This window comes from Nonomuraea sp. B10E15 (genome assembly GCF_039871615.1).
GTDB lineage: Bacteria > Actinomycetota > Actinomycetes > Streptosporangiales > Streptosporangiaceae > Nonomuraea.
This window is the reverse complement of record NZ_JBDPMB010000001.1, coordinates 1984365-2007157: the sequence shown is the minus strand read 5'-3', so window position 1 is coordinate 2007157 and position 22793 is coordinate 1984365. Positions and strand designations below refer to the sequence as shown.

General features: G+C 69.8%; 23 protein-coding genes. 14 read left to right on the top strand and 9 right to left on the bottom strand.

Features of this window, described 5'->3' with window-relative positions:
* Together ABGB14_RS09165 and ABGB14_RS09160 are read left to right on the top strand one after the other, a co-directional pair.
* Window positions 1-391: cytochrome P450 (locus tag ABGB14_RS09165; protein WP_347643095.1), on the top strand; the 391-nt coding region annotated here is incomplete at its 5' end.
* Window positions 392-748: 357 nt separating this feature from the next.
* Window positions 749-1261 carry a hypothetical protein gene (locus ABGB14_RS09160; RefSeq protein WP_347643094.1) on the top strand — a complete coding sequence of 171 codons (513 nt, stop codon included), beginning with the start codon at window positions 749-751 and terminating at the stop codon, window positions 1259-1261.
* 119 nt (window positions 1262-1380) lie between these two features.
* On the opposite strand, the gene ABGB14_RS09155 is transcribed toward ABGB14_RS09160, so the two are convergent.
* On the bottom strand, window positions 1381-2109 hold the full coding sequence (locus ABGB14_RS09155) for an SDR family NAD(P)-dependent oxidoreductase (protein WP_347643093.1): 729 nt from the start codon (window positions 2107-2109) through the stop codon (window positions 1381-1383).
* Between the two features lie 181 nt (window positions 2110-2290).
* Entirely contained in the window at window positions 2291-3232 is a 942-nt protein-coding gene (locus ABGB14_RS09150; protein ID WP_347643092.1) for an RNA polymerase sigma-70 factor, read from the bottom strand.
* Window positions 3233-3755: 523 nt separating this feature from the next.
* On the opposite strand from ABGB14_RS09150, the gene ABGB14_RS09145 reads away from it, so the two are divergent.
* From ABGB14_RS09145 to ABGB14_RS09120, 6 genes are read left to right on the top strand one after another with little or no spacing between them, the layout of a single operon-like run.
* Window positions 3756-5096: an extracellular solute-binding protein gene (locus tag ABGB14_RS09145; protein ID WP_347643091.1), complete on the top strand. Its 1341-nt coding sequence runs from the start codon at window positions 3756-3758 to the stop codon at window positions 5094-5096.
* A gap of 57 nt (window positions 5097-5153) precedes the next feature.
* Window positions 5154-6110: a sugar ABC transporter permease gene (locus ABGB14_RS09140; protein WP_347643090.1), complete on the top strand. Its 957-nt coding sequence runs from the start codon at window positions 5154-5156 to the stop codon at window positions 6108-6110.
* Entirely contained in the window at window positions 6107-6937 is an 831-nt protein-coding gene (locus ABGB14_RS09135) for a carbohydrate ABC transporter permease (protein WP_347643089.1), read from the top strand. The genes ABGB14_RS09140 and ABGB14_RS09135 overlap by 4 nt, the downstream gene beginning before the upstream one ends.
* Window positions 6934-8343, top strand: coding sequence for a GH1 family beta-glucosidase (locus tag ABGB14_RS09130; RefSeq protein ID WP_347643088.1), 1410 nt, complete (start codon window positions 6934-6936; stop codon window positions 8341-8343). Before ABGB14_RS09135 ends, ABGB14_RS09130 begins: the two co-directional genes overlap by 4 nt.
* Complete coding sequence (locus ABGB14_RS09125) at window positions 8324-9322, top strand: LacI family DNA-binding transcriptional regulator (protein ID WP_347643087.1); 999 nt, start codon at window positions 8324-8326, stop codon at window positions 9320-9322. Before ABGB14_RS09130 ends, ABGB14_RS09125 begins: the two co-directional genes overlap by 20 nt.
* A gap of 15 nt (window positions 9323-9337) precedes the next feature.
* The gene (locus ABGB14_RS09120; RefSeq protein WP_347643086.1) at window positions 9338-10315 is read left to right on the top strand and encodes an aminoglycoside phosphotransferase family protein; all 978 of its coding nucleotides are present in this window, start codon (window positions 9338-9340) and stop codon (window positions 10313-10315) included.
* A 61-nt stretch (window positions 10316-10376) separates the two neighbouring features.
* Here ABGB14_RS09120 and ABGB14_RS09115 read toward each other — a convergent pair whose 3' ends face one another.
* Entirely contained in the window at window positions 10377-11171 is a 795-nt protein-coding gene (locus ABGB14_RS09115; RefSeq protein ID WP_347643085.1) for an anti-sigma factor, read from the bottom strand.
* Between the two features lie 171 nt (window positions 11172-11342).
* Between ABGB14_RS09115 and ABGB14_RS09110 the strand changes: the two genes are divergently transcribed.
* From ABGB14_RS09110 to ABGB14_RS09100, 3 genes are all read left to right on the top strand, one after another.
* The gene (locus ABGB14_RS09110) at window positions 11343-12548 is read left to right on the top strand and encodes an FAD-dependent oxidoreductase (RefSeq protein ID WP_347643084.1); all 1206 of its coding nucleotides are present in this window, start codon (window positions 11343-11345) and stop codon (window positions 12546-12548) included.
* Between the two features lie 81 nt (window positions 12549-12629).
* The gene (locus ABGB14_RS09105) at window positions 12630-13967 is read left to right on the top strand and encodes a 3-deoxy-7-phosphoheptulonate synthase class II (protein ID WP_347643083.1); all 1338 of its coding nucleotides are present in this window, start codon (window positions 12630-12632) and stop codon (window positions 13965-13967) included.
* A 183-nt stretch (window positions 13968-14150) separates the two neighbouring features.
* Entirely contained in the window at window positions 14151-14957 is an 807-nt protein-coding gene (locus ABGB14_RS09100) for an SAM-dependent methyltransferase (RefSeq protein WP_347643082.1), read from the top strand.
* 48 nt (window positions 14958-15005) lie between these two features.
* Here ABGB14_RS09100 and ABGB14_RS09095 read toward each other — a convergent pair whose 3' ends face one another.
* Window positions 15006-15380: a thioredoxin family protein gene (locus tag ABGB14_RS09095; protein ID WP_347618937.1), complete on the bottom strand. Its 375-nt coding sequence runs from the start codon at window positions 15378-15380 to the stop codon at window positions 15006-15008.
* Window positions 15381-15449: 69 nt separating this feature from the next.
* Window positions 15450-16151 carry an endonuclease/exonuclease/phosphatase family protein gene (locus tag ABGB14_RS09090; RefSeq protein WP_347643081.1) on the bottom strand — a complete coding sequence of 234 codons (702 nt, stop codon included), beginning with the start codon at window positions 16149-16151 and terminating at the stop codon, window positions 15450-15452.
* A 198-nt stretch (window positions 16152-16349) separates the two neighbouring features.
* On the opposite strand from ABGB14_RS09090, the gene ABGB14_RS09085 reads away from it, so the two are divergent.
* Together ABGB14_RS09085 and ABGB14_RS09080 are read left to right on the top strand one after the other, a co-directional pair.
* Window positions 16350-17618 carry a prenyltransferase/squalene oxidase repeat-containing protein gene (locus tag ABGB14_RS09085; protein WP_347643080.1) on the top strand — a complete coding sequence of 423 codons (1269 nt, stop codon included), beginning with the start codon at window positions 16350-16352 and terminating at the stop codon, window positions 17616-17618.
* 124 nt (window positions 17619-17742) lie between these two features.
* Window positions 17743-18099 carry an AraC family ligand binding domain-containing protein gene (locus ABGB14_RS09080; protein ID WP_347643079.1) on the top strand — a complete coding sequence of 119 codons (357 nt, stop codon included), beginning with the start codon at window positions 17743-17745 and terminating at the stop codon, window positions 18097-18099.
* Between the two features lie 3 nt (window positions 18100-18102).
* On the opposite strand, the gene ABGB14_RS09075 is transcribed toward ABGB14_RS09080, so the two are convergent.
* Window positions 18103-18573, bottom strand: a complete 471-nt coding sequence (locus ABGB14_RS09075) for a hypothetical protein (protein WP_347643078.1) — start codon at window positions 18571-18573, stop codon at window positions 18103-18105.
* Window positions 18574-18916: 343 nt separating this feature from the next.
* On the bottom strand, window positions 18917-20623 hold the full coding sequence (locus tag ABGB14_RS09070) for an ExeM/NucH family extracellular endonuclease (protein WP_347643077.1): 1707 nt from the start codon (window positions 20621-20623) through the stop codon (window positions 18917-18919).
* A 105-nt stretch (window positions 20624-20728) separates the two neighbouring features.
* Here ABGB14_RS09070 and ABGB14_RS09065 point away from each other — a divergent pair, with 105 nt between their 5' ends.
* Window positions 20729-21928, top strand: a complete 1200-nt coding sequence (locus ABGB14_RS09065; protein ID WP_347643076.1) for a pentapeptide repeat-containing protein — start codon at window positions 20729-20731, stop codon at window positions 21926-21928.
* Between the two features lie 12 nt (window positions 21929-21940).
* Here the strand turns inward: ABGB14_RS09065 and ABGB14_RS09060 are convergent, their stop codons facing one another.
* On the bottom strand, window positions 21941-22390 hold the full coding sequence (locus ABGB14_RS09060) for an SRPBCC domain-containing protein (protein WP_347643075.1): 450 nt from the start codon (window positions 22388-22390) through the stop codon (window positions 21941-21943).
* Window positions 22368-22709 carry a metalloregulator ArsR/SmtB family transcription factor gene (locus ABGB14_RS09055; RefSeq protein WP_347643074.1) on the bottom strand — a complete coding sequence of 114 codons (342 nt, stop codon included), beginning with the start codon at window positions 22707-22709 and terminating at the stop codon, window positions 22368-22370. Before ABGB14_RS09055 ends, ABGB14_RS09060 begins: the two co-directional genes overlap by 23 nt.
* Window positions 22710-22793: the final 84 nt, after the last annotated feature.

The following is a 22793-nucleotide window of genomic DNA, read 5'->3' as shown; positions in this document are numbered from 1 at the left end:
ACCCGCAGCCGTGGAGGAACTGCTGCGCTACTTCACCATCACCGACACGGTCACCGCCCGGGTGGCCACCGAAGACGTGGAGACCGGCGGGGTGAGCATCAAGGCCGGCGAAGGCGTCATCGTCTCGGCCCTGTCAGCCAACCGGGACCCGGCGGCATTCACGAACCCGGCCGAACTGGACATCGAGCGCGGAGCCCGCCACCACCTCGCCTTCGGATACGGCCCGCACCAGTGCCTCGGCCAGAACCTCGCCAGGATGGAACTGCAGATCGTCTTCGACACGCTGTTCCGCCGCATCCCTGCCCTCCGGCTCGCCGCACCGACGGAGGACGTTCCGTTCAAGAACGACGCCGTCGTCTACGGCGCCCACGAACTCCCGGTCACCTGGTGAACAGGACATGCGTCGGCTTCGGCGGATGCGTCCTGACCGAGCCAAGCCGTGTCGGGATGTACGTCACGATCACTGGTCCGTGACCGGCATGAACCCTGGACGCCGACAGCTTCAACGGCGACCAGCCAGCCAGAACCCGTCTCGAAGGAAGGTGTGGGCGATGCGACGCGACCCGGTCTGGACCTGATGAGGTGATCCCGCGGTGGAGTGGTGGCGTCTGCAACGAGGCGGGAGAACCATCACCCACCGCGGGGAGCCGGTGCCCGCCCGCGCGGGTTGCCGGAGCATGGCGGGACCTGCCGCAGTGCGGGTTCGTCGAGGGCGGCCAGGACAGTCGAGTCGGACCGGACGGAATCGATGTACGCCAAAGTGCTCGCGATCGGCGAGTTTCGCGGTTTGTGGCTGGGCGGGTTGTTGTCGCGAGCGGGCAGCCAGCTGGCGCGCGTCGCGCTGGCCGTGCTCGCCTACGAGCGCAGCGGCTCGGCCGCCGTCACCACGCTCGTCTACGCGATGACGTTCGTGCCCGCGCTGGTCGGAGGCCCCGCGCTGGGCTGGCTGGCCGACCGCTACCCGCGGCGGGAAGTCACGATCGCCTGCGATGTGGCCAGGACCGTCCTCATCGGACTCGTCGCGCTGCCGGGCCTTCCGCTGCCCGCGTTGTGCGCCCTAATCTTCGCCTCATCCGGCATGGTCGCCGCCCAGGGGCTGGGCATCCTGCTCGGCGGCCTCCTCGTCGAAGCGGCCGGACCGGAGCACGGCCTGGCGATCGCCGGCGCCGCCGGGCTGGTCGCGGGAGTGCCGGTGCTGCTGGCCTGGAACAGAGCCACCCACTCGGGTCCGCGCGACCAGCCCCAGAGTAGCTCTCTGTGATCACACCTCTGAAACACCGCCCCGGTCGGGCCGCGTCCAGGGCGAAGCTGTTTCATGAGTCGGTGCAAACGGATGGCTGTCAGAAACATCTCGGCTCGTGCCGGCGCTCGCCCAGATTTTCACCAGGCGATGGGGCCGAGGCGATCGATGAAGATCCCGGTCGGCCCGTCAGAGGCGAGCGTCGCGAGCTCGATGATCGGATCGCTGCCCTCGGCGACCGTCAGCTCGCCCGTGTGGATGTTCATGTCGGTGGCGGTGAACTTGCCGTTGGCCACCTCGCCGGGGGTCACGGCGTTGAACTTGATGGCCGGCAGCGCCTGGGCGTATCGGACGGTGATCATGTTCAACGCCGCCTTCGACGAGGTGTAGGCAAGTTCGTACATCTTCGAGACGGCTTGCGCGGGGTCGGTTACGACGGCGATAGACCCCCCGGCGCCGGTGACCATCACCACCCGCGGGTTGTCGGCCGCCTGCAACAGCGGCAGGAACCCGTGCGTGACCCGGACCGGCCCGTACACATTGGTGTCGTAGACGGCGTGGATGTCCTTGGCTGTCGCGTCCGCCGGGTTGACACCGCCGCCCGGCGTGCCGGCGTTGTTGATCAGCACGTCGATCCGGTCGGTGTGCTCCCGGACCAGCCGCACAGCCCCGGCCACCGACTCATCCGAGGTCACGTCCAACGGAACCATGATGACGTGTGCGCCGTCGGCGGCCAGCTTCTGCGCGGCGGCCCTTCCCCGACCCTCGTCACGTGAGCCGAGGAAGACCGTCCAGCCCAGCTCTCCGAGCCTACGCGCGGTCTCGTAGCCCAGCCCTTTGTTCGCTCCAGTGATCAATACTGAGGTCATGTTCTCTCCTGACGTCGTTGTACTTATGGCCATGTGACGGTGCCGACCCGATTCCTGTGACACTGCCGATTGACGTGGTCACAAGGCGGGCCGGTACGCACGTGTGCCGATGAACGGATGCCTTCGCTCGGGATGCTCCGCACTGCCGCGATGCCGTGATCAAGGCGCGGCGGCTGACGGACTACCTCAGCGTGAGTGGGGTCTCGGATGCGATGCGGGTCAGCTTGGCCGGGTTGCGGACGTAGTAGAGGCCGGTGATGCGGGCGTCCTCGACCCGGACCGCGATGACGCCGTCGATCTCGCCGTCCACGCGGAGCAGGAGCGCCGGGTTGCCGTTGACCACGGTGGGCTCGCTGGTGAGCGCGATCCGGGCTCTGCCGAGACCGTTGACGATCATGCGGGCCACCTTGCCGGCGCCGGTGATCGGCTGCGGCACGGCCTGCTTGACGCCGCCGCCGTCGCTCACCAGAACGACCTGCGGGGCGAGCACGTCCAGCAGCCCCTGCAGGTCCCTGGTCTCCAGCGCGCGCCGGAACGACTCCAGAGCCGCCCGGGCCTGGCCCGGCGAGACCGCCTCGCGCGGGCGGCGTGCCTCGACGTGCCGGCGGGCGCGGTGCGCGATCTGGCGGACGGCCGCGCAGCTCTTGCCGACGGCGGCCGCGATCTCCTCGTGACTGACACCGAAGACCTCACGCAGCACGAAAACGGCCCGCTCGGTCGGCGACAGCGTCTCCATGACCAGCATCAGCGCCATCGACACACTCTCGGCGAGCTCGACGTCCTCGGCCACGTCCGGCGCGGTGAGCAGCGGCTCGGGCAACCAGGAGCCGACGTAGTCCTCCTTGCGGCGCCGCATGGTGCGCAGCCGGTCCAGCGAGCGCCGGGTGACGATCCGTACCAGGTAGGCGCGCTGGTCGGACACCTGCTCCAGGTCGACCCTGACCCACCGTAGCCAGGCCTCCTGCAACGCGTCCTCGGCGTCGGCCGCCGAGCCGAGCATCTCGTAGGCGACGGTGAACAGCAGATTGCGGTGGGCGAGAAACGCCTCGGTCGCCGGGCCCATGCGGCCGCCACCGGCCACCGGCCCGGCGCTGCCCGTCGTTGCATCCCCGCGCTCGTCCATACCCGGCTCCCGCCTGTCCACCCGTAATCGCTGCTCTATGCACAAGGCGCCGACGCCCGCCACTGTGTGACACCCGAGACCGGTGACACACGTCATATGCCTGCAATGTCACAAAGTCCGGGCGCCGACGCCGCGGTCAGGACGCCGTGCGGACGATGCGCGCGGCACACCGCTGCCCGGTCCCTCTCTGTCAGAACCGTCTCCAGGCATGGCCCAAAGCCCTTAACTGACCGGCATTGCCGCCAGGCGCGGTGACGGCCGCGCTGGAGACATGCCCTTGATGCGACACAAAAGATGTCTCTTGTGGTGGGAGCGCTCCCAATCGGGTCTTTGCGAGGTTTGAGGCCATAAATCCGGTTACACAGTGATAAACCGCACCATTGGTAACGGTTGCGTTTCGCGGGATTGACGCACAGAGCGGGCAAGTGCACCCTTTGTGGGAGCGCTCCCAAACACTCCCACCGCGGCGGAACCCGAGGCCGCGGTGCTCTCCCCAACACATTCACCCGAGAAGGGGTCCACCATGATGATCAGCAAGCGTCGCGGCGGTCTCGCCGCGGCCTCGGCCCTGGCCGCGGTCGCGCTGACCGTGGCGTCGTGCGGTTCCGGCGGCACTTCCGAGTCAAGCGGCGCGCCGGCATCGTCCGCCCCTGCGGGACCGGTCACCATCCGCGTGCAGACGTTCGGCGGCGGCACCAACTTCGGCTACAAGAACGCCGTCGAGAAGTGGAACGCCGAGCACAAGGACATCCAGATCCAGCACGAGAACCTGACCGACCAGTTCGAGCAGCAGTACTGGCCGCAGATGATCCAGTGGCTGCAGGCCGGCAGCGGCGCGGGCGACGTGGTCGGCATCGACGAGGGCGGCATGGGCCTGGCCAAGGCGCGCACCGAGTGGTGGGCCGACCTGAAGGAGCACGGCCTCGAGTCGCGCAAGGCCGACTACCCCGCGTGGAAGTGGGAGAACGGTGTCGCCCCCGACGGCAAGCTGTTCGCCCTGGGCACCGACATCGGCGGCATGAGCCTGTGCTACCGCAAGGACCTGTTCGAGAAGGCCGGGCTGCCGACCGACCGTGACGAGGTCAGCGCGCTGTGGCCCACGTGGGACGAATATCTCGAGGTCGGCAAGCGGTTCCAGTCGAAGGTCAAGGACACCAAGTGGGCCGACGGCACCAACACGCTGTACCAGGTGGTGCTGTACCAGGAGGCGGCCAAGAACGGCAACGTCTCCTACTTCGACAAGGACAACAACCTCATCGTCGACAAGAACCCGGCGGTCAGGACGGCGTTCGACTTCGTGCAGAAGCTGAGCCAGGACGGCCTGACCGCCAAGCTGCGCAACTTCACCGACGAGTGGGCGACGGGCACCCAGAAGGGCGCGTTCGCCACGCTGGGCTGCCCGTCCTGGATGCTCGGCGCGGTCAGCGGCAACGCCGGTGACGACGGCAAGGGCAAGTGGGACGTGGCCGCGGTGCCCGGCGGCGGCGGCAACTGGGGCGGCTCCTGGCTGGCCGTGCCCAAGCAGTCGAAGCACCCGAAGGAAGCGGCCATGGTCGCCGACTACCTGACGCAGGCGCAGACCCAGGCGAGCGTCTTCACCGACTTCGGCAACATGCCGAGCAACACCAAGGCCCAGCAGGACCCGGCGGTGCAGGGCGCGAAGAACGAGTACTTCAACGACGCCCCCATCGGTGACATCTTCGCCAAGTCCGCCGCCAGCCTCCAGCCGGTCTTCCTCGGCGTGAAGCACGCCCAGGTCAAGAACGCCACCGAGGCGGTCATTCAGGGCATGGACGACGGCTCGGTCCCCTACGGCAAGGCCTGGCAGCAACTGGTCGACGACGCGGTCAAGGCCGCGGGCTGATCTCCCCGCCCGGCCCGCCCCGCGGCGGGCCGGGCACGTTGCCGTGAAAGGTCTGTTATGAGCATCGACACCCTTCCCCGGGCGACGCGGAGCGGTAATCGCCGCGCCCGTCCGCCCGGCCGCCGCTGGCGTTCCCGCCTGGACGTCAAGGCGATGCCGTACGCACTGGTGTCCCCGTATTTCCTGCTGTTCGCCGCCTTCGGGCTGTTCCCGCTGGCGTTCACGCTCTACTACTCGCTGTACGACTACGACCTGACCGGCACCACCGAGTGGGCCGGGCTGGGCAACTACACCGCGCTGCTGGGCGACGACGACTTCTGGCGCGCCACGGTGAACACGGTGGCCATGTTCGTCATGGCCACCGTCCCGCAGATGTTGCTGGCGCTGTTCCTGGCCAACGCGCTGAACAAGCGGTTGCGCTTCCGGCTGGCGATCCGCATGAGCGTGCTGCTGCCGCTCGTCACGTCGGTCGTCGCCGTCGCGGTGGTGTTCACCCAGCTGTTCGCCCGCGACTGGGGCCTGGTCAACTGGCTGCTCGGCATGTTCGGCGTCGAGAACACGAACTGGCGGGCCGAACGGGTGCCGTCATGGATCGCCATCGCCACCATGGTCGACTGGCGCTGGACCGGCTACAACGCGATCATCTTCCTGGCCGGCATGCAGACGATCCCGCGCGACCTGTACGAGGCCGCCTCCATCGACGGCGCCTCCCAGCGCAGGCAGTTCTGGCAGATCACGCTGCCGATGTTGCGCCCCACCATGATCTTCGTGGTGCTCAACTCCACGATCGGCGGCCTGACGTTGTTCTCGGAGCCGATGACGTTCTACAACGGCAATCCCGACGGCGGGTCGCAGGGCCAGTTCCAGACGGTGGCCATGTTCGTCTACAAGGAGGCCTTCCGCGAGTTCGACTACGGCTACGCCTCCGCGGCCGCCTGGCTGCTGTTCCTGCTGATCCTCGTCGGAGCGGCGATCAACTTCCTGTTCGTGCGCAGGATCGGGGGCACGCGATGACCATCTGGAAACCGTCCGTCCTCACGAGGGTCCTGCTCGGGCTGGCCATCTTCCTGTCGGCCTTCCCGCTGTACTGGATGCTGGTCATCGCCTCGCGTACGAACTCCGACGCGGTGGCCTCCCCGCCGAAGTTCCTGCCGGGCGGGAACCTGGGCCAGAACATCATCGCGGTGCTCAACCACCCCGAGGCCAAGTTCGTGGCCGGCCTGACCAACTCGTTCATCGTGGCGAGCGTCGTCACCCTCTCCGTCATCATCATCTCGACGCTGGCCGGCTTCGCGTTCGCCAACCTGAACTTCAAGGGACGCAACGCGCTGCTGCTGCTCGTGCTGCTGACGATGGCGGTGCCCCTGCAGCAGATGGGCGTGGTCCCGCTCTACCGGCTCATGGTGAGCCTGGAGTGGACGGGCACGCTCAAGGCGGTCATCCTGCCGTACCTGCTCAACGGGTTCGGTGTCTTCCTGATGACGCAGTACACGCGGCAGTCCGTGCCGATGGAGCTGGTCGAGGCCGCCCGGGTCGACGGCGCCGCCACGCTGCGCATCTGGTGGAACGTCGTGCTGCCCGCGGTCAGGCCCGGCATGGCCGTGCTCGGCATCAACACGTTCATGCTCATGTGGAACGACTACATGTGGCCTCTGATCGTTCTCAACCAGGACAACCCGACCGTGCAGATCGCGATCAACTCGCTCAACGCGAGGTTCTCCACGGAGTACTCGCTGATCTTCGCGGGAACGGCGCTGTCCATCATCCCGCTCATCGCAGTATTCGTCGCATTCGGCCGCCAAATCGTCGGCGGACTCATGGAAGGTGCGGTCAAGGCGTGACGACACAAGAGGAACAGACGCGTACCGGGCTGCGCTTCCCCGCGGGCTTCGCGTGGGGCGCGGCGACCTCGGCCTACCAGATCGAGGGGGCCGTCGAGGAGGACGGGCGAGGGCGGTCCATCTGGGACACCTTCACCAGGAAGCCGGGACGGGTGCTCAACGGGCACAACGCGGACGTGGCCATCGACCACTACCACCGGTACAAGGACGACGTCGCCGTCATGGCGCGGCTGGGCCTGTCGGCCTACCGCTTCTCGGTCTCCTGGCCCCGCATCCAGCCGGCCGGCACCGGCAGGATCAACCAGAAGGGCCTCGACTTCTACAAGCGGCTCACCGACGAGCTGCGCGAGCACGGCATCGACCCCTGGCTGACCCTCTACCACTGGGACCTGCCCCAGGAGCTGGAGGACAGGGGCGGCTGGCCCAACCGCGACGTCGCCTACTGCTTCGCCGACTACGCGGCGACGGTGCACGAGGCGCTGAAGGACCACGTGCACACGTTCAGCACCGTCAACGAGCCGTGGTGCGCCGCGTTCCTCGGTTACGCCTCCGGCGAGCACGCTCCTGGCAGGCGCGAACCGGAGAACGCGATCAGGGGCGCGCACCACCTCAACCTGGCGCACGGCCTGGCCGTGCAGGCGATGGGCGCCCGGCGCGTCGGCGGCAGCGTGAACCTGTACGCGGTCACGCCCGCCACCGACAGCGCGGAGGACCTCGACGCGGCCCGGCGCATCGACGGCCTGCAGAACCGGTTCTTCCTGGACGCCCTGCTGCTGGGCAGCTATCCGGAGGACGTGCTGGCCGACCTGCCCGTCGAGATGGACTTCGTCCAGCCCGGCGACATGAAGATCGTCAACGCGCCCATCGACGTGCTGCTCGTCAACTACTACAGCCGCTTCACGGTCTCGGGAGCACCAGGCGGCGCCCAGTCGGCCGCCGCGGCCCCCACGGACACGGGGTCGCCGTGGGTCGGCAGCGAGCACGTGTCGTTCGTCAACGGCGGCCGTCCGACGACGGCGATGGGCTGGGAGATCGACGAGTCCGGCCTGGTCGAGGTGCTCACCAGGGTGGCCCGCGACTACCCCGCGATCCCGATGGTGATCGCCGAGAACGGGGCCGCCTTCGACGACGTGCTCGACGACGGCCGCGTGCACGACCACGAGCGGCGGGCGTACGTCGAGGCGCACCTCGGCGCCTGCAAGCAGGCCATCGACGCGGGCGTGCCCCTGGAGGGCTATTTCGCCTGGTCGCTCATGGACAACTTCGAGTGGGCCTGGGGTTACGGCAAGCGGTTCGGCCTGGTTCGGGTGGACTACGAGACGCTGGAACGGCTGCCCAAGGACAGCGCGCTCTGGTACTCGGAGATCATCCGGCAGAATAGGCGACATGAACCGACCGACTCTTGAGGCAGTCGCGGCTCGGGCCGGGGTGGGCCGGGGCACGGTGTCGAGAGTCATCAACGGCTCGCCGAACGTCAGCGCCAGGGCCCGCGAGGCCGTTGAGCTGGCCATACGCGAGCTGGGCTACGTGCCCAACCGCGCGGCGCGGGCGCTGGTGACGCGCCGCACGGACACCGTGGCGCTGGTGGTGTCCGAGTCGCAGCTGCGCGTCTTCGACGAGCCGTACTTCGCGGGCACCATCCGCGGCATCGGCTCGGCGCTGGCCGAGACAGGCCTGCAGCTGATCCTGGCCATGGCCAGGTCGCCGGAGGAGCACGAGCGACTCGAGAACTACCTGACGGGGCAGCACGTCGACGGCGTGCTGCTCCTGTCGCTGCACGGCGCCGATCCGCTGCCGGGCCGGCTGGAGGCGATGGGCGTGCCCACCGTGCTCGGTGGCCGGCCCGTCGGCCTCGACCCCTACAGCTACGTGGACATGGACAACAGGGCCGGGGCCCGGCAGGCGGTCAAACACCTGCTGAGCCTCGGCCGCCGCGCGATCGCCGCGATCGCCGGCCCGCAGGACATGGGAGTGGGCGTCGACCGGCTCTCCGGCTACCGGGACGCGCTGCTGCCCTCGGGCCTGCCGGAGCTGGTGTCCTACGGCGACTTCTCCGAGCAGAGCGGGGCCGTCGCGATGGCCGAGCTGCTGCGGACGCATCCCGAGCTCGACGCGGTCTTCGCCGCGTCCGACCCGATGGCGCTGGGCGCGATGCGCGTGCTCAAGGCCGCGGGGCGGTCGATCCCCGGCGACGTGGCCGTGATCGGGTTCGACGACTCCAAGGCCGCGCTCAGCGCCGACCCGCCGCTGACCACCGTCCACCAGCCGACCGAGGCCATGGGCCGCCAGATGGCCCGGCTGCTCGTCGCCCGCATCAACGGCGAGGAGCTGCGCCAGCCCGTCGTCATTCTCGACACGCACCTGGTGCGCAGGGAGTCCGCCTGAGGGGAAGGGGTTCTCGTGGACAGCAGGACGAAGCGCCGGTTATCCGCGGCCGAGCTCGACGCGCTGGCCCGGCGCGCGCTGGGCGCGGGCGTCGCGTCCGCCACCGAGCTGACCGACGGCTTCGCCAACGCGGTCTGGCGGCTCGCGCTCGACGACGGCCGCGAGGTGGTGCTCAAGCTGTCGCCGCCGCCCGAGCTCGACCAGCTCAGCTACGAACGCAACCTGCTGCGCATGGAGGCCGCCGCCTACGAGCACGCCCTCAAGGCGGGCGTCCCGGTGCCGTCACTGCTGCGGGCCGGCTTCGACGACCCGGTGCTCGGCGGCGACTACCTGATGCTGAGCGCCCTCGACGGCGTGTCGTGGAACGACGTCAAGCCCGACGGCGAGGACGCGCTGCGCAGGGAGCTCGGCCGCCACCTGGCCAGGTTCAACACGGTGACGGGCGAGGTGTTCGGCTACCCGCACGCCGGCATCGTGGGCGCCACGTGGCGCGAGGCGTTCCTGTCGATGGTGGCCGCGCTGCTCGGCGACACCGAACGTTATCCCGCCCCGCTGCCGCGCCCGGCGGCCGAGCTCATGGCCGTGTTCGAGGCCGCCTCTCCGGTGCTCGGCGAGGTGACGACACCCCGGCTGGTGCACTTCGACGTGTGGGCGGGCAACGTCTTCCTCGACCTGAGCGGCCCGCCCAGGATCCAGGCCATCATCGACCACGAGCGAGCCTTCTGGGGCGACCCGATCGCCGAGTTCGTCACCCCGACGATCTTCGGTGAGCTGCGCGAGGACGATCCGCTGCTGGCCGGCTACCGCGAGGTGACGCCGCTGGAGCTCACCCCCTCGGCGCTGACCCGGCTCGACCTCTACCGCGCCTACCTCTACCTGATCCTGCTGGTCGAGAACGGGCCCCGGCAGTATCCGGAGGAGGAGTACGCCAGGGTCCGCGACCGCTCGCTGTCCGCGCTGGACGTCGTCCTGCGCCGCCTCTCCCACGGCTGACGGGAAAGCCCGGCCCGGCCGCGCGCGTGGCGCGCCGTCGGGGCGCGCGGGGTCCGCGCGTTCAGGCGGCGGGCAGGCGGGCCACCATGATGGGGCGCGTGGTGGGCCTCTCGGAGCCGCCCGCGGGCTCGACGGTGAGCGCCACCCGCCGCCCGCCCTCCAGCGGGGCCACCACGGGCACGGTCACCCCGCCGGCCGCCCGGTCGAGCAGCCCGGCGGGGCGTGCGCCTTCCGGCCCCGTCAGCCACAGCTCGTAGTCGTGGGAGTCGGGCAGGTCCCGCAGCCCCGACGAGGTGAACACCATCCGTCCCGCGGAGCGCGAGACCGCCACCGTGCCGGTGCCGCCGGTGAAGACCGGCAGGCGCACCGTCCGGACGTCGGGCGCGGCCAGCACGGCGGCGACCTCCCCCGTCCTGGCGGTCAGGTCGCCGAGGTCGCGGCGGGCGTCGACGGCCACCGCCCCGAACGCCGCCGCGGCCGCGGCGCACACCGCCGCCAGCCCTGCCGGCACCTTCGACCGCCGCCACCCGTCCGGCGGACCGGTACGGCGGCGTTCCCGCGCACCGGGACGGCGGCGCTCACGCGACCCGGCGCGGCGATCCTCCGGCGGACCGGCGCGAGGGCCCTCCTGCGGGCTGGTGCGGCGGTGTGCGGCGGCCAGCAGGCGGGCGCGCAGGGTGGCGGGTGGGGGTTCGGCCGCCGCCTCCGCCAGCCAGGCGGCCGTCTCACGCAGGTGCCGCACCTCGGCCGCGCAGCCGGGGCACGCGCGCAGGTGGTCCTCGAACAGAACCTCCTCGGCGTACGGCAGCGCGTGCACGGCGTAGGCGCCGGACAGGGCGTGGAGGTCGTCGTCCATCGGTTCCTCCTTCGCTGGAGATCCCGGTCCGGGGATGTCCCGCCTGCGGGCGTGGGAAGGAAGTCAATGTCCACTCCCCTGTGAGAGAGGCGGCTCACGCATGTACTTCGGTTGCCCGGGCATGTCGGATGCCCACGGCCCCGGCTCTTCTGGTTCACCGGGTGATGGCTCATGGGATGCGTGATAGCGGGCGGCGGGCCGGCGGGCGCGGTCCTCGCGCTGGTGCTGGCCAGGGCGGGCGTCGAGGTGACGTTGCTGGAGAAGCACGGCGACTTCCTGCGCGACTTCAGGGGCGACACCATCCACCCGTCGACCCTGCAGGTGCTCGACGAGCTGGGGCTGGCGCGGGAGTTCCTGCGCCTCCCGCACAGGAAGGCGTACGAGGTCGGCATCGTCACCGACACCGGCGAGATCAGGCTGGCGAACCTGCGCGGTCTGCCGGGCAAGTATGACTACATCGCGTTCGTCCCGCAGTGGGAGTTCCTCAACCTCGTCACGTCGGCGGCCGGCAGATATCCGAACTTCCGGCTGCTGATGAACGCCGAGGCGTACGACCTGGTCCGCGAGGGCGACGCCGTGCGGGGGCTCCGCTACCGGGACGCGTCCGGCGAGCACGAGATCAGGGCAGCCCTGACCGTGGCCGCCGACGGGCGTTCCTCGACGCTGCGCGAGCGGGCCGGGCTCGTGCCCGAGGATCTCAGGGCGCCCATGGACGTGGTGTGGTTCGCGCTGCCCAGGAACGACGGGGATCGTGACGACACGTTCCTGCGGATCTCGAGCGGCAACATGATGGTCGCGATCAACCGGGAGACCTACTGGCAGCTGGCGTACCTGATTCCCAAGGGCGGATACTCCGCGCTCGTGAGCGGTGGCATCGACGCGCTGCGCGAGCCGGTGGCCAGGCTGCTGCCGTGGCTGGCCGACCGGACCGGCGGGATCGGCGGCTACGACGACGTGAGCGTGCTCACGGTCAAGCTCAACCGGCTGCGCCGCTGGCACCGGCCCGGGCTGCTGTGCATCGGGGACGCCGCGCACGCCATGTCGCCGGTGTTCGGGGTGGGCATCAACCTGGCCGTCCAGGACGCGGTCGCCGCCGCCAACCTGCTGGCCGGCTCGCTCAGGTCCGGCGCGCCCGTCCCCGAGCCGACGCTGCGCCTGGTGCAGCGGAGGCGGATGGCGCCGACCAGGGTCACGCAGGCGGCCCAGCGGCTGGTCCAGAACCTGGTGATCCGCCCGGCCCTGTCGCGCCGGTTCGACCCGTCGGGGCTGCCCACGGACCTGACGAAGGTCCCGCTGGTCAACCGGGTGATCCCGCGGTTCGTCGGGCTCGGTGTGCGTCCCGAGCACGTGTACGTCAGGGAAAGCCCGCCGCTGTGAGCCCGTATCCGGACAACTGCCTTCTCACAACGTGGACAATGGGGTCGGTGGGGCCGACGCAGTGGAATACCCTCGTATCTCGTGAGCAGCAATCTCGTGGATCTCGATTCCTGGCGAGCCCTCCCCGCGGCGCAGCAGCCCGACTGGCCCGACCCCGGTGAGCTCGACAAGGTCGTCGCCGAGCTCGGCGGCCTGCCCCCACTCGTCTTCGCGGGCGAGTGCGACCAGCTGAAGGACCAGCTGGCCGCCGTGGCCCGCGGCGAGGCGTTCGTCCTGCAGGGCGGCGACTGCGCCGAGACCTTCGCCGGCGCCACCGCCGACAACGTGCGCAACAAACTCAAGACGCTGCTGCAGATGGCGATCGTGCTGACCTACGCGGGCAAGGTGCCGGTCGTGAAGATCGGCCGGGTCGCCGGGCAGTTCGCCAAGCCGCGCTCCAAGGGCACCGAGATCCGCGACGGCGTGGAGCTGCCCGCCTACCGCGGTGACATGGTCAACGGCGTCGAGTTCACGCCCGAGGCCCGCAGGCCCGACCCGTGGCGGCTGCTCAAGGCCTACCACTCCTCGGCCGTGACGCTCAATCTCGCGCGCGCGTTCACCAAGGGCGGCTACGCCGACCTGCGCCAGGTGCACGCCTGGAACCAGGACTTCGTCGCCGAGTCACCGGCCGGGCGCCGTTACGAGAAGCTGGCCAGGGAGATCGACCAGGCGCTGGCGTTCATGCGGGCCTGCGGGGCCGACCCCGAGGAGTTCCACACGGTGGAGTTCTACTCCTCGCACGAGGCGCTCATCCTCGACTACGACCGGGCGCTCACCCGCATCGACTCCCGCACCGGCCTGCCCTACGACGTGTCGGCGCACATGGTCTGGATCGGCGAGCGCACCCGCCAGCTCGACGGCGCGCACGTCGACTTCTTCTCGCGCATCCGCAACCCGATCGGCGTCAAGCTCGGCCCCACGACCACGCCGGAGGAGGCCGTCTCGCTCGTCGAGAAGCTCAATCCCGGCAACGAGGCGGGACGGCTCACGTTCATCACCCGGATGGGCGCCTCCAAGATCCGCGAGTCCCTTCCCGCGCTGGTCAAGGAGGTCAGCGCGACGGGGGCCCGGGTGGCCTGGATCTGCGACCCGATGCACGGCAACACCTTCGAGGCGCCGAGCGGCCACAAGACGCGGCGGGTCGACGACGTGCTCGACGAGGTGGCCGGCTTCTTCGAGGTGCACAGGTCGCTCGGCACGCATCCGGGCGGCATCCACATCGAGTTCACCGGCGACGACGTGACCGAGTGCGTGGGCGGAGGCCACGAGATCGGCGAGACCGACCTCGCCACGCGCTACGAGACGGCCTGCGACCCGCGGCTCAACCGCAGCCAGTCGCTCGACCTCGCCTTCGAGGTGGCCGAGCTCTACCGCGGCTGACCCCTGACCACGCGTCCGACCCCTTTACGGCACCGGACACGAGCGGCCCGGCCGTCCCGTCGCGGGACGGCCGGGCTTTCGCCTGCGCACCGCGCCGGGCATGCCTGTCACAGAACGTGACATGCGTCTCAATAGCGCTCTCGGTCATCCCGTTTTCCGGAGATTTCGGGCGTTTACCCCGCTATGATCGCCGCAAACAGGGCGAAAATTCGGGAGAAAAACGTGGATGATGCCCCCGAGGGGGTCGACCCCAACGTCCCTAACGTCGCGCGAATGTATGACTACTTTCTCGACGGCAAGGACAATTTCGCGGCCGACCGTGCAGCGGCGGAGCAGATCCTCAAGAACTTCCCCCATACCAAGGAGGCCGCCCGCTCGAACCGGGCGTTCCTGCGCCGCGCCGTACGCCATCTCGTGGACGAGGGCACGCGGCAGATCGTGGACCTCGGAGCCGGCCTGCCGACCCAGGGCAACACGCACGAGATCGCCCCGGAGGCGCGCGTCGTGTACGTCGACTACGACGCCGTGGTGTGCGTGCACGGCAGGGCGCTGCTGGCCCGCCGCGACGACGTGGACTTCCTCCAGGCAGACGTACGACGGCCGGAGACGCTGCTGGACAGGCTGGACGGCCTGGTCGACTTCGACCGGCCGGTGGCGTTCCTGATGCTGACCGTGCTGCACTTCGTCCCCGACGAGCTCGCCCACGAGGTGGTGGCGAAACTGCGGGACGCGAGCGCGCCCGGCAGCCACCTGGTCGTCAGCCACGCCGTGGACCCCACGCCCGACATCACCCCGCAGGCCCTGGAGGTCTACCGCACGGCCACGGCCGCGCTCAACCTGCGCACCCGCGAGGACATCCTGCGCTTCTTCGACGGTTATGAGCTGGCCGAGCCCGGGCTGGTGCACCCGTACGACTGGCGCACGGACGACCCGGGCGACCCGGGCAAGGGCATCACCTTCGGGTACGTCGGAGTCGGCCGCAAGCCCTAGCCCGCCGGCGCGCGAGAGCCCCGCCGGTACCGGCGGGGCTCGCCAGGGTCAGTTCTTCTGGGCGTTCTTCAGCTCTTCGTTGAGCTCCGCCCTGATGGCGTCCATGTCGAGCGCCCGAACCTGCCTGATCAGGTCTTCCAGCGCGGGAGCCGGGATGGCGCCCGCCTGGGCGAAGACCACGATGCCGTCGCGGATGGCCATCAGCGTGGGGATCGAGGTGATGTCGAACCCCTGCGCGAGCCCCTGCTCCGCGTCAGTGTCAATCTTTCCGAACGTGATGTCGTCGTGCTTCTCCGACGCCTGTTCGAAGATCGGTCCGAACTTCTTGCACGGAGGGCACCACTCGGCCCAGAAATCGAGCAGGACGATCCCCTTGTCGGCGATGTCGTTGAAGGTTTTCTCTGTCACTTCGATGGTCGCCACAAAAGGCTCCTCGTTCGTTGGTACGTCTGTGACGGATAGAACTCATTACCCTGCCCGGTGATTCCGGCTCTACGCCAGAGCGAACTCCACCACCTGGGCGGGGTGGTCGGAGAAGGTCTCGACGGTCTTCAGCGTCACCGCACGCGCCCCTTCGCTGTGCAGCACGGCGTCGCGCCCCGTCGAGTGAACCGGCTCGAGAGGCAGGTCGAGCAGGTCCCGCCTGGAGGTGTTGAAGTCGCCGCCCACGAACGTGAGGGGCAGCATGACCCGCTCGATCTCCTTGCCCGCCCGGTCCCAGATGTGGCTGAAGGCCGGGTCCTCGGCCCGGCGCCCGAACCGTCCGAAGGGCACCATGTGCAGGGCGGCGACCGCGATCATGCGGCCGTGCCAGGCCATCCGGGCGGTCATCAGGCCCTTGTCGAAGGAGCGCAGGCCGTTCGCGGCCAGCTCGGGGTTGGGCAGGATGACGCGGTTGACGCCGTCGAGGGGGAGCCTGGCCGCCAGCGCGATGCCGGCGGAGCCCGGCACGTGCATCGCCTGCGACAGCACGTGGCCGGCGACGTGCCGCAGCGGGGTCTGCCCGGCGATCGACTCCAGCATCGGGGAGCGACCGCCGCGGAAGGGCACCTCCTGGAGAGCGATCACGTCCAGGTCCAGCTCCTGGATCAGCCGCACCACGTCGTGCGTGCCCGTGTCGTCTCCGTCGCCCTTCCAGCCCTCCCGGACGTTCCATGTCCCGACGCGCAACCCGCGCGCCGGCGGTTGATTCACGTGCGCCATTGCACGCCGCCTTCTGTATGGGGGTCGTCCACCGGACGACTCCGTCGTCGTCCGGATGCGAGCAAGCCTACGATGCGACACGCCAGGAGGACACTCCAACCGATTGAGCATCCTTGTGACGCCAGCCCTCATTGCCGCGATAAAAGGATATGAGGTCCATCGTGTACCGCTTGGGGGAACATGCCTGGAGTGGTGGGTCAGGAGGAGCCTGACGTCCAGCGCGGCCTGCGCCGGGCGGAGCAGTGGCTGCGATCGTGTTACAAGTCCTCGCCGGCCTCGTCCGGGTGGGGTCACCACGTCGACGAGGATCCGACGGAGTGGGGCGGGACGCTCGACGGCATCCGCGGCATGCTGGCGATGAAGGCGGAGCCCACCTCGGAGATGCTGACCAGCGCGGCCGGCTGGCTACGCGGCCGGCAGAACCCCGACGGCGGCTTTCCCGCCAGGGAGATGAAGTACTCCCCCGCCGAGGCCACCGCGTGGGTCGTCATCGCGCTGCGCGACATGGGCTGGCACTGCGGCAACGACGAGCACGTCCGGCGGGCCGTGGACTACCTGCGCCAGTGCGTGGACGAGCAGGGCGCCGCGGCCACCACGAAGGACGACATCGGCAACCCGCGCACCCTGCCCACGGCGCTCACCCTCTGGGCGCTGTCCCTGCAGGACCGCCTGGACGACATCCGCGGGCAGATCACCACGCGGCTGCGGCACATGCAGGAGCCCGAGAGCAAGGGCTGGGGCATCACGGTCGGCGCCGCCCCCAACGCCGCCACGACGGCGCAGGTCCTGCACGCCGTACGGCTGGCCGGGGTGCCGGAGGACTTCGACTGGGTCAGGGAGGGCGTGACGTACCTCCTTGATCGGCAGAAGGCCGACGGGTCGTGGGAGAACAGCTACGACGAGTGGTTCACGGCCGCCCTGGACCGCACGCCGTGCCGGTGTGTGCACTTCGGCACCGGCTGGGCCCTGCTCGCCCTCACCGACTTTCCCTCCGATCCGCGCTGCCAGGAGGCGGCGGAGCGGGCGGTGCGCTATCTGATGGAGCGCCAGCGCCCCTCCGGCGCCTGGCTCTTCGAGGAGTACGACCCGACGGAGTTCGTCTGGTGTACCACGCAGGTCATGGTCGCGCTGACGAAATGGCTGGAGATCCGCCGCACGCGGCCGGTTGGAACGGTGGAAACCCGGCGGGCCGCCGAGCGGGCGAGCGCGGCACGCCGGCTGGCCGCATGGACACGCGAATCGTTTCTCTACCTGGCTTTCGGCGCTTTGTCCGTGGCCCAAACATGGGAATTCATCCAGCCGGTACTGTCGGCCGTCCTGACCGGATTCAAGATAGACGTCGAGGGCATCTGGACCAACCTCATCAGCTCCGTCCTGTGGGCGGGCCTCTGCCTCGCTCTGGCCTGGCTCGGCAAGCGGATCCACAAAGGAAAGGCCGGCGAACGCGAGGTTCATTGATAACCGCGTTCGAAGATGAAAGAATTTAGGTTTGTACGTTCGGCCACGCGCGGTCAGAGCACGGCCTAGGCTCCCAGTGGAGCACCGGCAGGTTCACAGCCCTCCACGGACCGGGAAGGTGAGGATGAGCACCCACGTGTTCTTCGAGCCGCACGAATGGAGCTTCCAGAAACTCGGGCATCGGGGCAAACTCTTCGAGTCGAGCAGCGCGGTGACGAGCAGCAACCACCTCATCATCGAGATCGACGGCCGCCTTCCCGCGTGGTTGTGCCAACTGGAGTGCGACTTCGTCTACTACGTCCTCGAGGGCCACGGGACGTTCCACATCGAAAACCGGCAGGAAAACTGCAAGCAGGGCAATCTCGTCACCATTCCGAGAGGCACGAAGTTCACCTACGAGGGCGACGCGCTGAAGATGTTGCTGACCTCGACGCCGCCGTGGGGGCCTGCGCAGGAGCGGGTCTTCGACGACGAGGACTGACGCTCACGCTCCGGTGAGCACGTCGAGCAGCGAGCCGAGCTTGTCCATGATCTCGCCCTCCGCGAGGTGCCGCATCGACCGCGACGGCGGCATCCGCGTCCCCGAGGGCACCAGCACGTGCGAGAAGCTCCGCCGCACCGGGCCCCTGACCACCATGGTGGCGGTCATCGGATCCCGCCCGGGCGCGGCCAGCACACGATGATAGGTGTCACGGTGCATCCGGTAGAACGACCCCGCCGTGACCTCCGCGTCGAGTGACACGCCGAGCGAGACGCGGCCGGTCCGCGCGAAACCGTAGTCGCCCAGCACGCCGCCGGGCGGCATCGTGGACTCGTAACAGTCGTAGGTCTCGCCTTCCCGCGCCCGGTGCAGCAACTGGAAGCGCAACGATCCGGACAGCACGAGCGAGCTGAAATCCCATGCGTGATTATGAATGGTCTCGTCCGAAACAACGCCGGCCCACCAGAGATGCACCCGGACTTCCAGCCCTTGGGGCTCGCGGTGCAACGAAATCCGGTCGAAGCCATTCGGATGCGCGTACGAACGCGCCGCCACCGTTTTCCGCTGCTCCGCGTCACCGGCGAGATTTCCGAGAGCCATCCGCAGCACGGCGTGGGCCCTCTCGGGCGACAGAGCCTCCGCGCTCACAGGGTAGGCGCCGGTGACCGGTGAACTCGTGAGGCGATTGAACGCGTGGCCGCCCATCAAACCCTCTTGACGTCAGTAAGATCCCCTTGCGTTGAGATTACGACTCCTCACACAGCTAGAAAAGGGGGACAGTTTGCCAAATATCATCTGCTGTCCCCCTTCTGCTGTTTTACCGTCCGCCGCCGGGCAAGGTCAGCCCGACGACCAGGGGGTCGTGGTCGGAGGAACGGTAGGCGTCCGGCCGGTAGAGATCGGGCGGGTTGAACTCGGTGTTGTAGTCGCGGATGCGGGGCTCGTCGGCGTTGATGTGCCAGATCGTCGCGCCCGTCACCCTCCTGCGCAGCTCCCCGCCGACGAGCACGTGGTCGAGCTCGCCCGCGAGCCCGTCGAACACGTAGCTGTAGCGCTGCCGCGCGGGCACGAACTTCTTGGTCACGCTGGTCAGGCCGCCCTTCTCGAGGGTCCTGATCGGGTCCTCCTCGCCGTAGGCGTTGAGGTCGCCGAGCACGATCGGGCCTGGCAGGTCCGCGACGACGCCGAGCAGCGCCCGGGCCTGGGCGACGCGGGTGGCGTTCCAGCAACCCTGGCCGTCGCCCTGGTCGGCGTCGGGACCGCTGGAGGGGCAGCTGCCCTTCGACTTGAGGTGGTTGACCACCATCGTGAACGGCCGCCCGCCGCTCTTCCCGCGGAACGTCTGGATCAGCGGCGGCCGGCTGAACACCGCGTCCCGCGACGCCCGGGGCTCCCCCACCGGGGCCAGTCTGGCGGGCTTGTAGATCAGGCCCACCTGGATGGCGTCGGTGCCCGGGTGGGGGTGGGCGAGCGCGGCGTACGTGCCCGCTCCGACCTCGGCGTTGACGGCGTCCACGAGCGCCTGGAGCGCGGTCTGGCCGTTGTTCTCGACCTCCATGAGAGCCACCGCGTCGGCGTCCAGGCCCTTGAGCGCGGCGACCAGTTTGGCCAGCTGGCGCCGCTGCTCCTCGACGTCGCCCGCCCCGCGCGAGCCGAGCGTGGTGAACCAGTTGAGGGTGTTGAACGAGGCCACCTTCACGTTCCCGGCCACCGGGGACGGCCTGCGCGGGCGCGGATTGGCGGGCCTGTACGCGATCGGCTTCGTGGGCTGCAGCCGGTACGCGCCGAACCCGTACCCGAGCACGCCCGTGAGCCCGGAGGCCACGTCGCCGGCGCGCACGACGGGCGGCAGCGTGGCCGGGTTCTCCCTGGTGGAGCCGTCGTCGACGAGCAGCGAGCGGCGGGCGTTCCGCGCCGGGTCCACGCCCGGCCGGTCGGTCGGCTGGTAGAGCCTGCCCTGGGCGGAGAGCGTGACCTCGCCGTAGTGGCCCAGGTTGTAGTGCTCGCTGACGGTCAGCGGCTGCGGGAACGTCAGCAGGGTGTTCTCGACGGCCTCCAGCTCACCGGAGGGCAGCCGGTACGGCCGCGCCGCCACGCGTCCCGTGCCGCACACGTCCACGGCGGTGACCGGCGACAGCTCCGTCCACCCGTTGAACTCGGTGGCCCGTCCGGTGACCAGCACCCGGTCGCCGGGCTTGACGTCCCTGACCGGCTCCCCCGCGTACGCGAAGAGCCCTTCGGAGGTCCGCGGGTCGGCGTCCGGCCGGGGATCCTGCAGGAAGAAGCCGCCGAGCTGGTCGGTCCGCTGGAAGTCGCCGGTGACGACGCCCTCGACCCGCACGGTCCGGCCGGCCAGCGGGGTGGCGTCGCCGTCGCCCTGGACCTGGGAGATCCGGTGCGTGGCGGGGGTGTCGCAGGGAGCGGCCGGCGCGGCGAGGGCCGGTGTGGCCGGCGCCGCGAGGAGGGCCGCGGGCATGGCCGCCACGATCAGGGCGGTCAGGGATGCTCGGGATAAAGCGCGCATGTCCGGCACAATAGAGGGTAATTGGCCCGCATTTTTCCACATAAAAGTGGATAGAACGTTAAATCATCGAACCTTGACATGCGCCGTCGCGGGTATGACGACCCCATGGACTGGGTCACCTGCGCGCATTCCGTCAGCTGCACCGGGGTCGCCGTCCCTCCGGCCGGCCACTGCCTCGCCCACCTCTCCCCTGACCGCCTGTCCGAAGCACTGGGCGAGCTGCGCCCCGGCCGCCTGCTCGACCTGCGCGGCACGACCGTCACCGGCGAACTGCTGGCCCAGGTCATGGAGGCCGCCGGCGGCAGGCCGGGCCGGGCGCGCTTCGACCGCGCCCGGTTCACCGGCGACGTCCGGCTGCCGGGCGTGACGTTCGCGGGCGACGTGTCGCTCGACGAGGCCAGGTTCGACCGGCTGGCCTCGTTCTTCGGCGCCCGGTTCGAGGGCAACGTGTCGCTGGCCGGCGCCAGGTTCGCCCGCGAGCTCTCCTTCCACGGCGTCACCGTGCGCGGGCACGTCTCGCTCGACCGGTCGCTGATGTCCCGCGACGCGCTGTTCAGCCAGGCCGTGTTCGGCCACGGGCTGTCGTGCGAGCGGGCCAGGTTCGACGGGTACGCCGCCTTCGACGGCGCCCGGCTCGGGGGAGCCGCCTTCAGGGGGACGCGCTTCGGCCGCACGCTCTCGTTCCGCAAGGTCATGGGGAACGCCGGGTTCGACGCCGCCCACTTCGCGGCGGACGCGTACCTGTCGGCCACCGGCCGGCTCTCGGCGGCGAGGGCCCGCGCGGACGGCCTGCTCGACGTGGTCGTCGCCCGCTGCGGCGTGGACCTGCGCGGAGTGTCGGTGTCGGGCCCGACGACGCTGCGGCTGACCGACTCGCAGGCCGACCTGGAGGGCGCGGTGCTGCGCGGCCCCGCCGTCGTGACGGGCACGGGCAGCTCCACGCTGACCTCGCTGCGCCGGGTGGACGCCGGCGACCTGGCGCTGTCGGGGCTGGACCTGTCGGCGTGCCGGTTCGCCGGGCTGGCCCATCCCTCGGGGGTGCGGGTCAAGGACTGCGTGTTCGCGCTCACCCCGCGCGGCGTACGGGTGAGCCTGCGCCGGCCGATGGTGCGCTGGTTCTCCCGCCGCCGCGCGCTGGCCGACGAGCGCACCATGCGCGCGGACCAGGGAGATCCCGCCGCGACGCCGGCCCACCTGGCCGCCCTCTACGCCGGGCTGTCCGAGGGCGACCACGCCACCTCCGCCGACTTCGCCTCCGCCGCCGTGGAGATGCGCCGCCTGGCCGGCCACCGCTGGTGGTCGTAGGCCGCAGGCCCCTCAGAGCCCGTCCACGACGGCGGTGATGGCCCGGAAGACGGCGTTGCGCCAGCCGCCGCCCATGATCCGGCGCGACAGCTGCTGCAGCTCGTCGTCCGGCTCGAAGCCCTCGTGGTCGAGGAACAGCCGCGTGCCCCTGCCCTCGGGCACGAGCCGCCAGGTGACCGTCCAGTCGGCGAGCTTGCCGTCGCTCCAGCTGATCTTCAGCAGCCGCTCCTGCCGGATCTCCAGCACCTCGCAGTGGACGACGCCGTCGAAGCCCACCTGCTTCTTGGGCTCCGTGGTGAACGTGAACCGGTGCCCGACCTCCGGCTTGAAATCGTTGGGCATCAGCCAGCGGGCGACCAGCTCGGGCTCGGTCAGCGCGCGCCACACCTTCGCGGGCGGGTGCGCGATGAACTGGTCGACCCTGATCGCGCGCAGGTCGTCAGCCGTCGTGTCGTGGGGCATCGTCGTCCTCCATCTCGTCGAGCACGGTCGTGAGGGTGGCGAGCCTCTCCCGCCAGAACCGTTCGTACGGGCTGAGCCAGTCGCGGATCTCCATGAGCGGCGCCGCCTCCAGCCGGTAGTGCCGTTCGCGCCCCTTGCGCGTCTCCGACACCAGCCCCGCGTCCCTGAGCACCCGCAGGTGCTCCGACACGCTGGGCCTGCTCATGTCGAACCGTTCGGCCAGCCGGCCCGCGGGCTGCGCGCCCTCGTCGCGCAGCAGGCGGAGCAGCTCGCGCCTGGCCGGGCTGGCCAGCGCGGTGAACACGTGGTCGGGCGTCATGTCTGTGCGGAAGAGATCAGCATGTCGGACACTATACGTAGGATTTTTCCTACATATCAAGCCCGCCCTGGGAAACATCGGGGA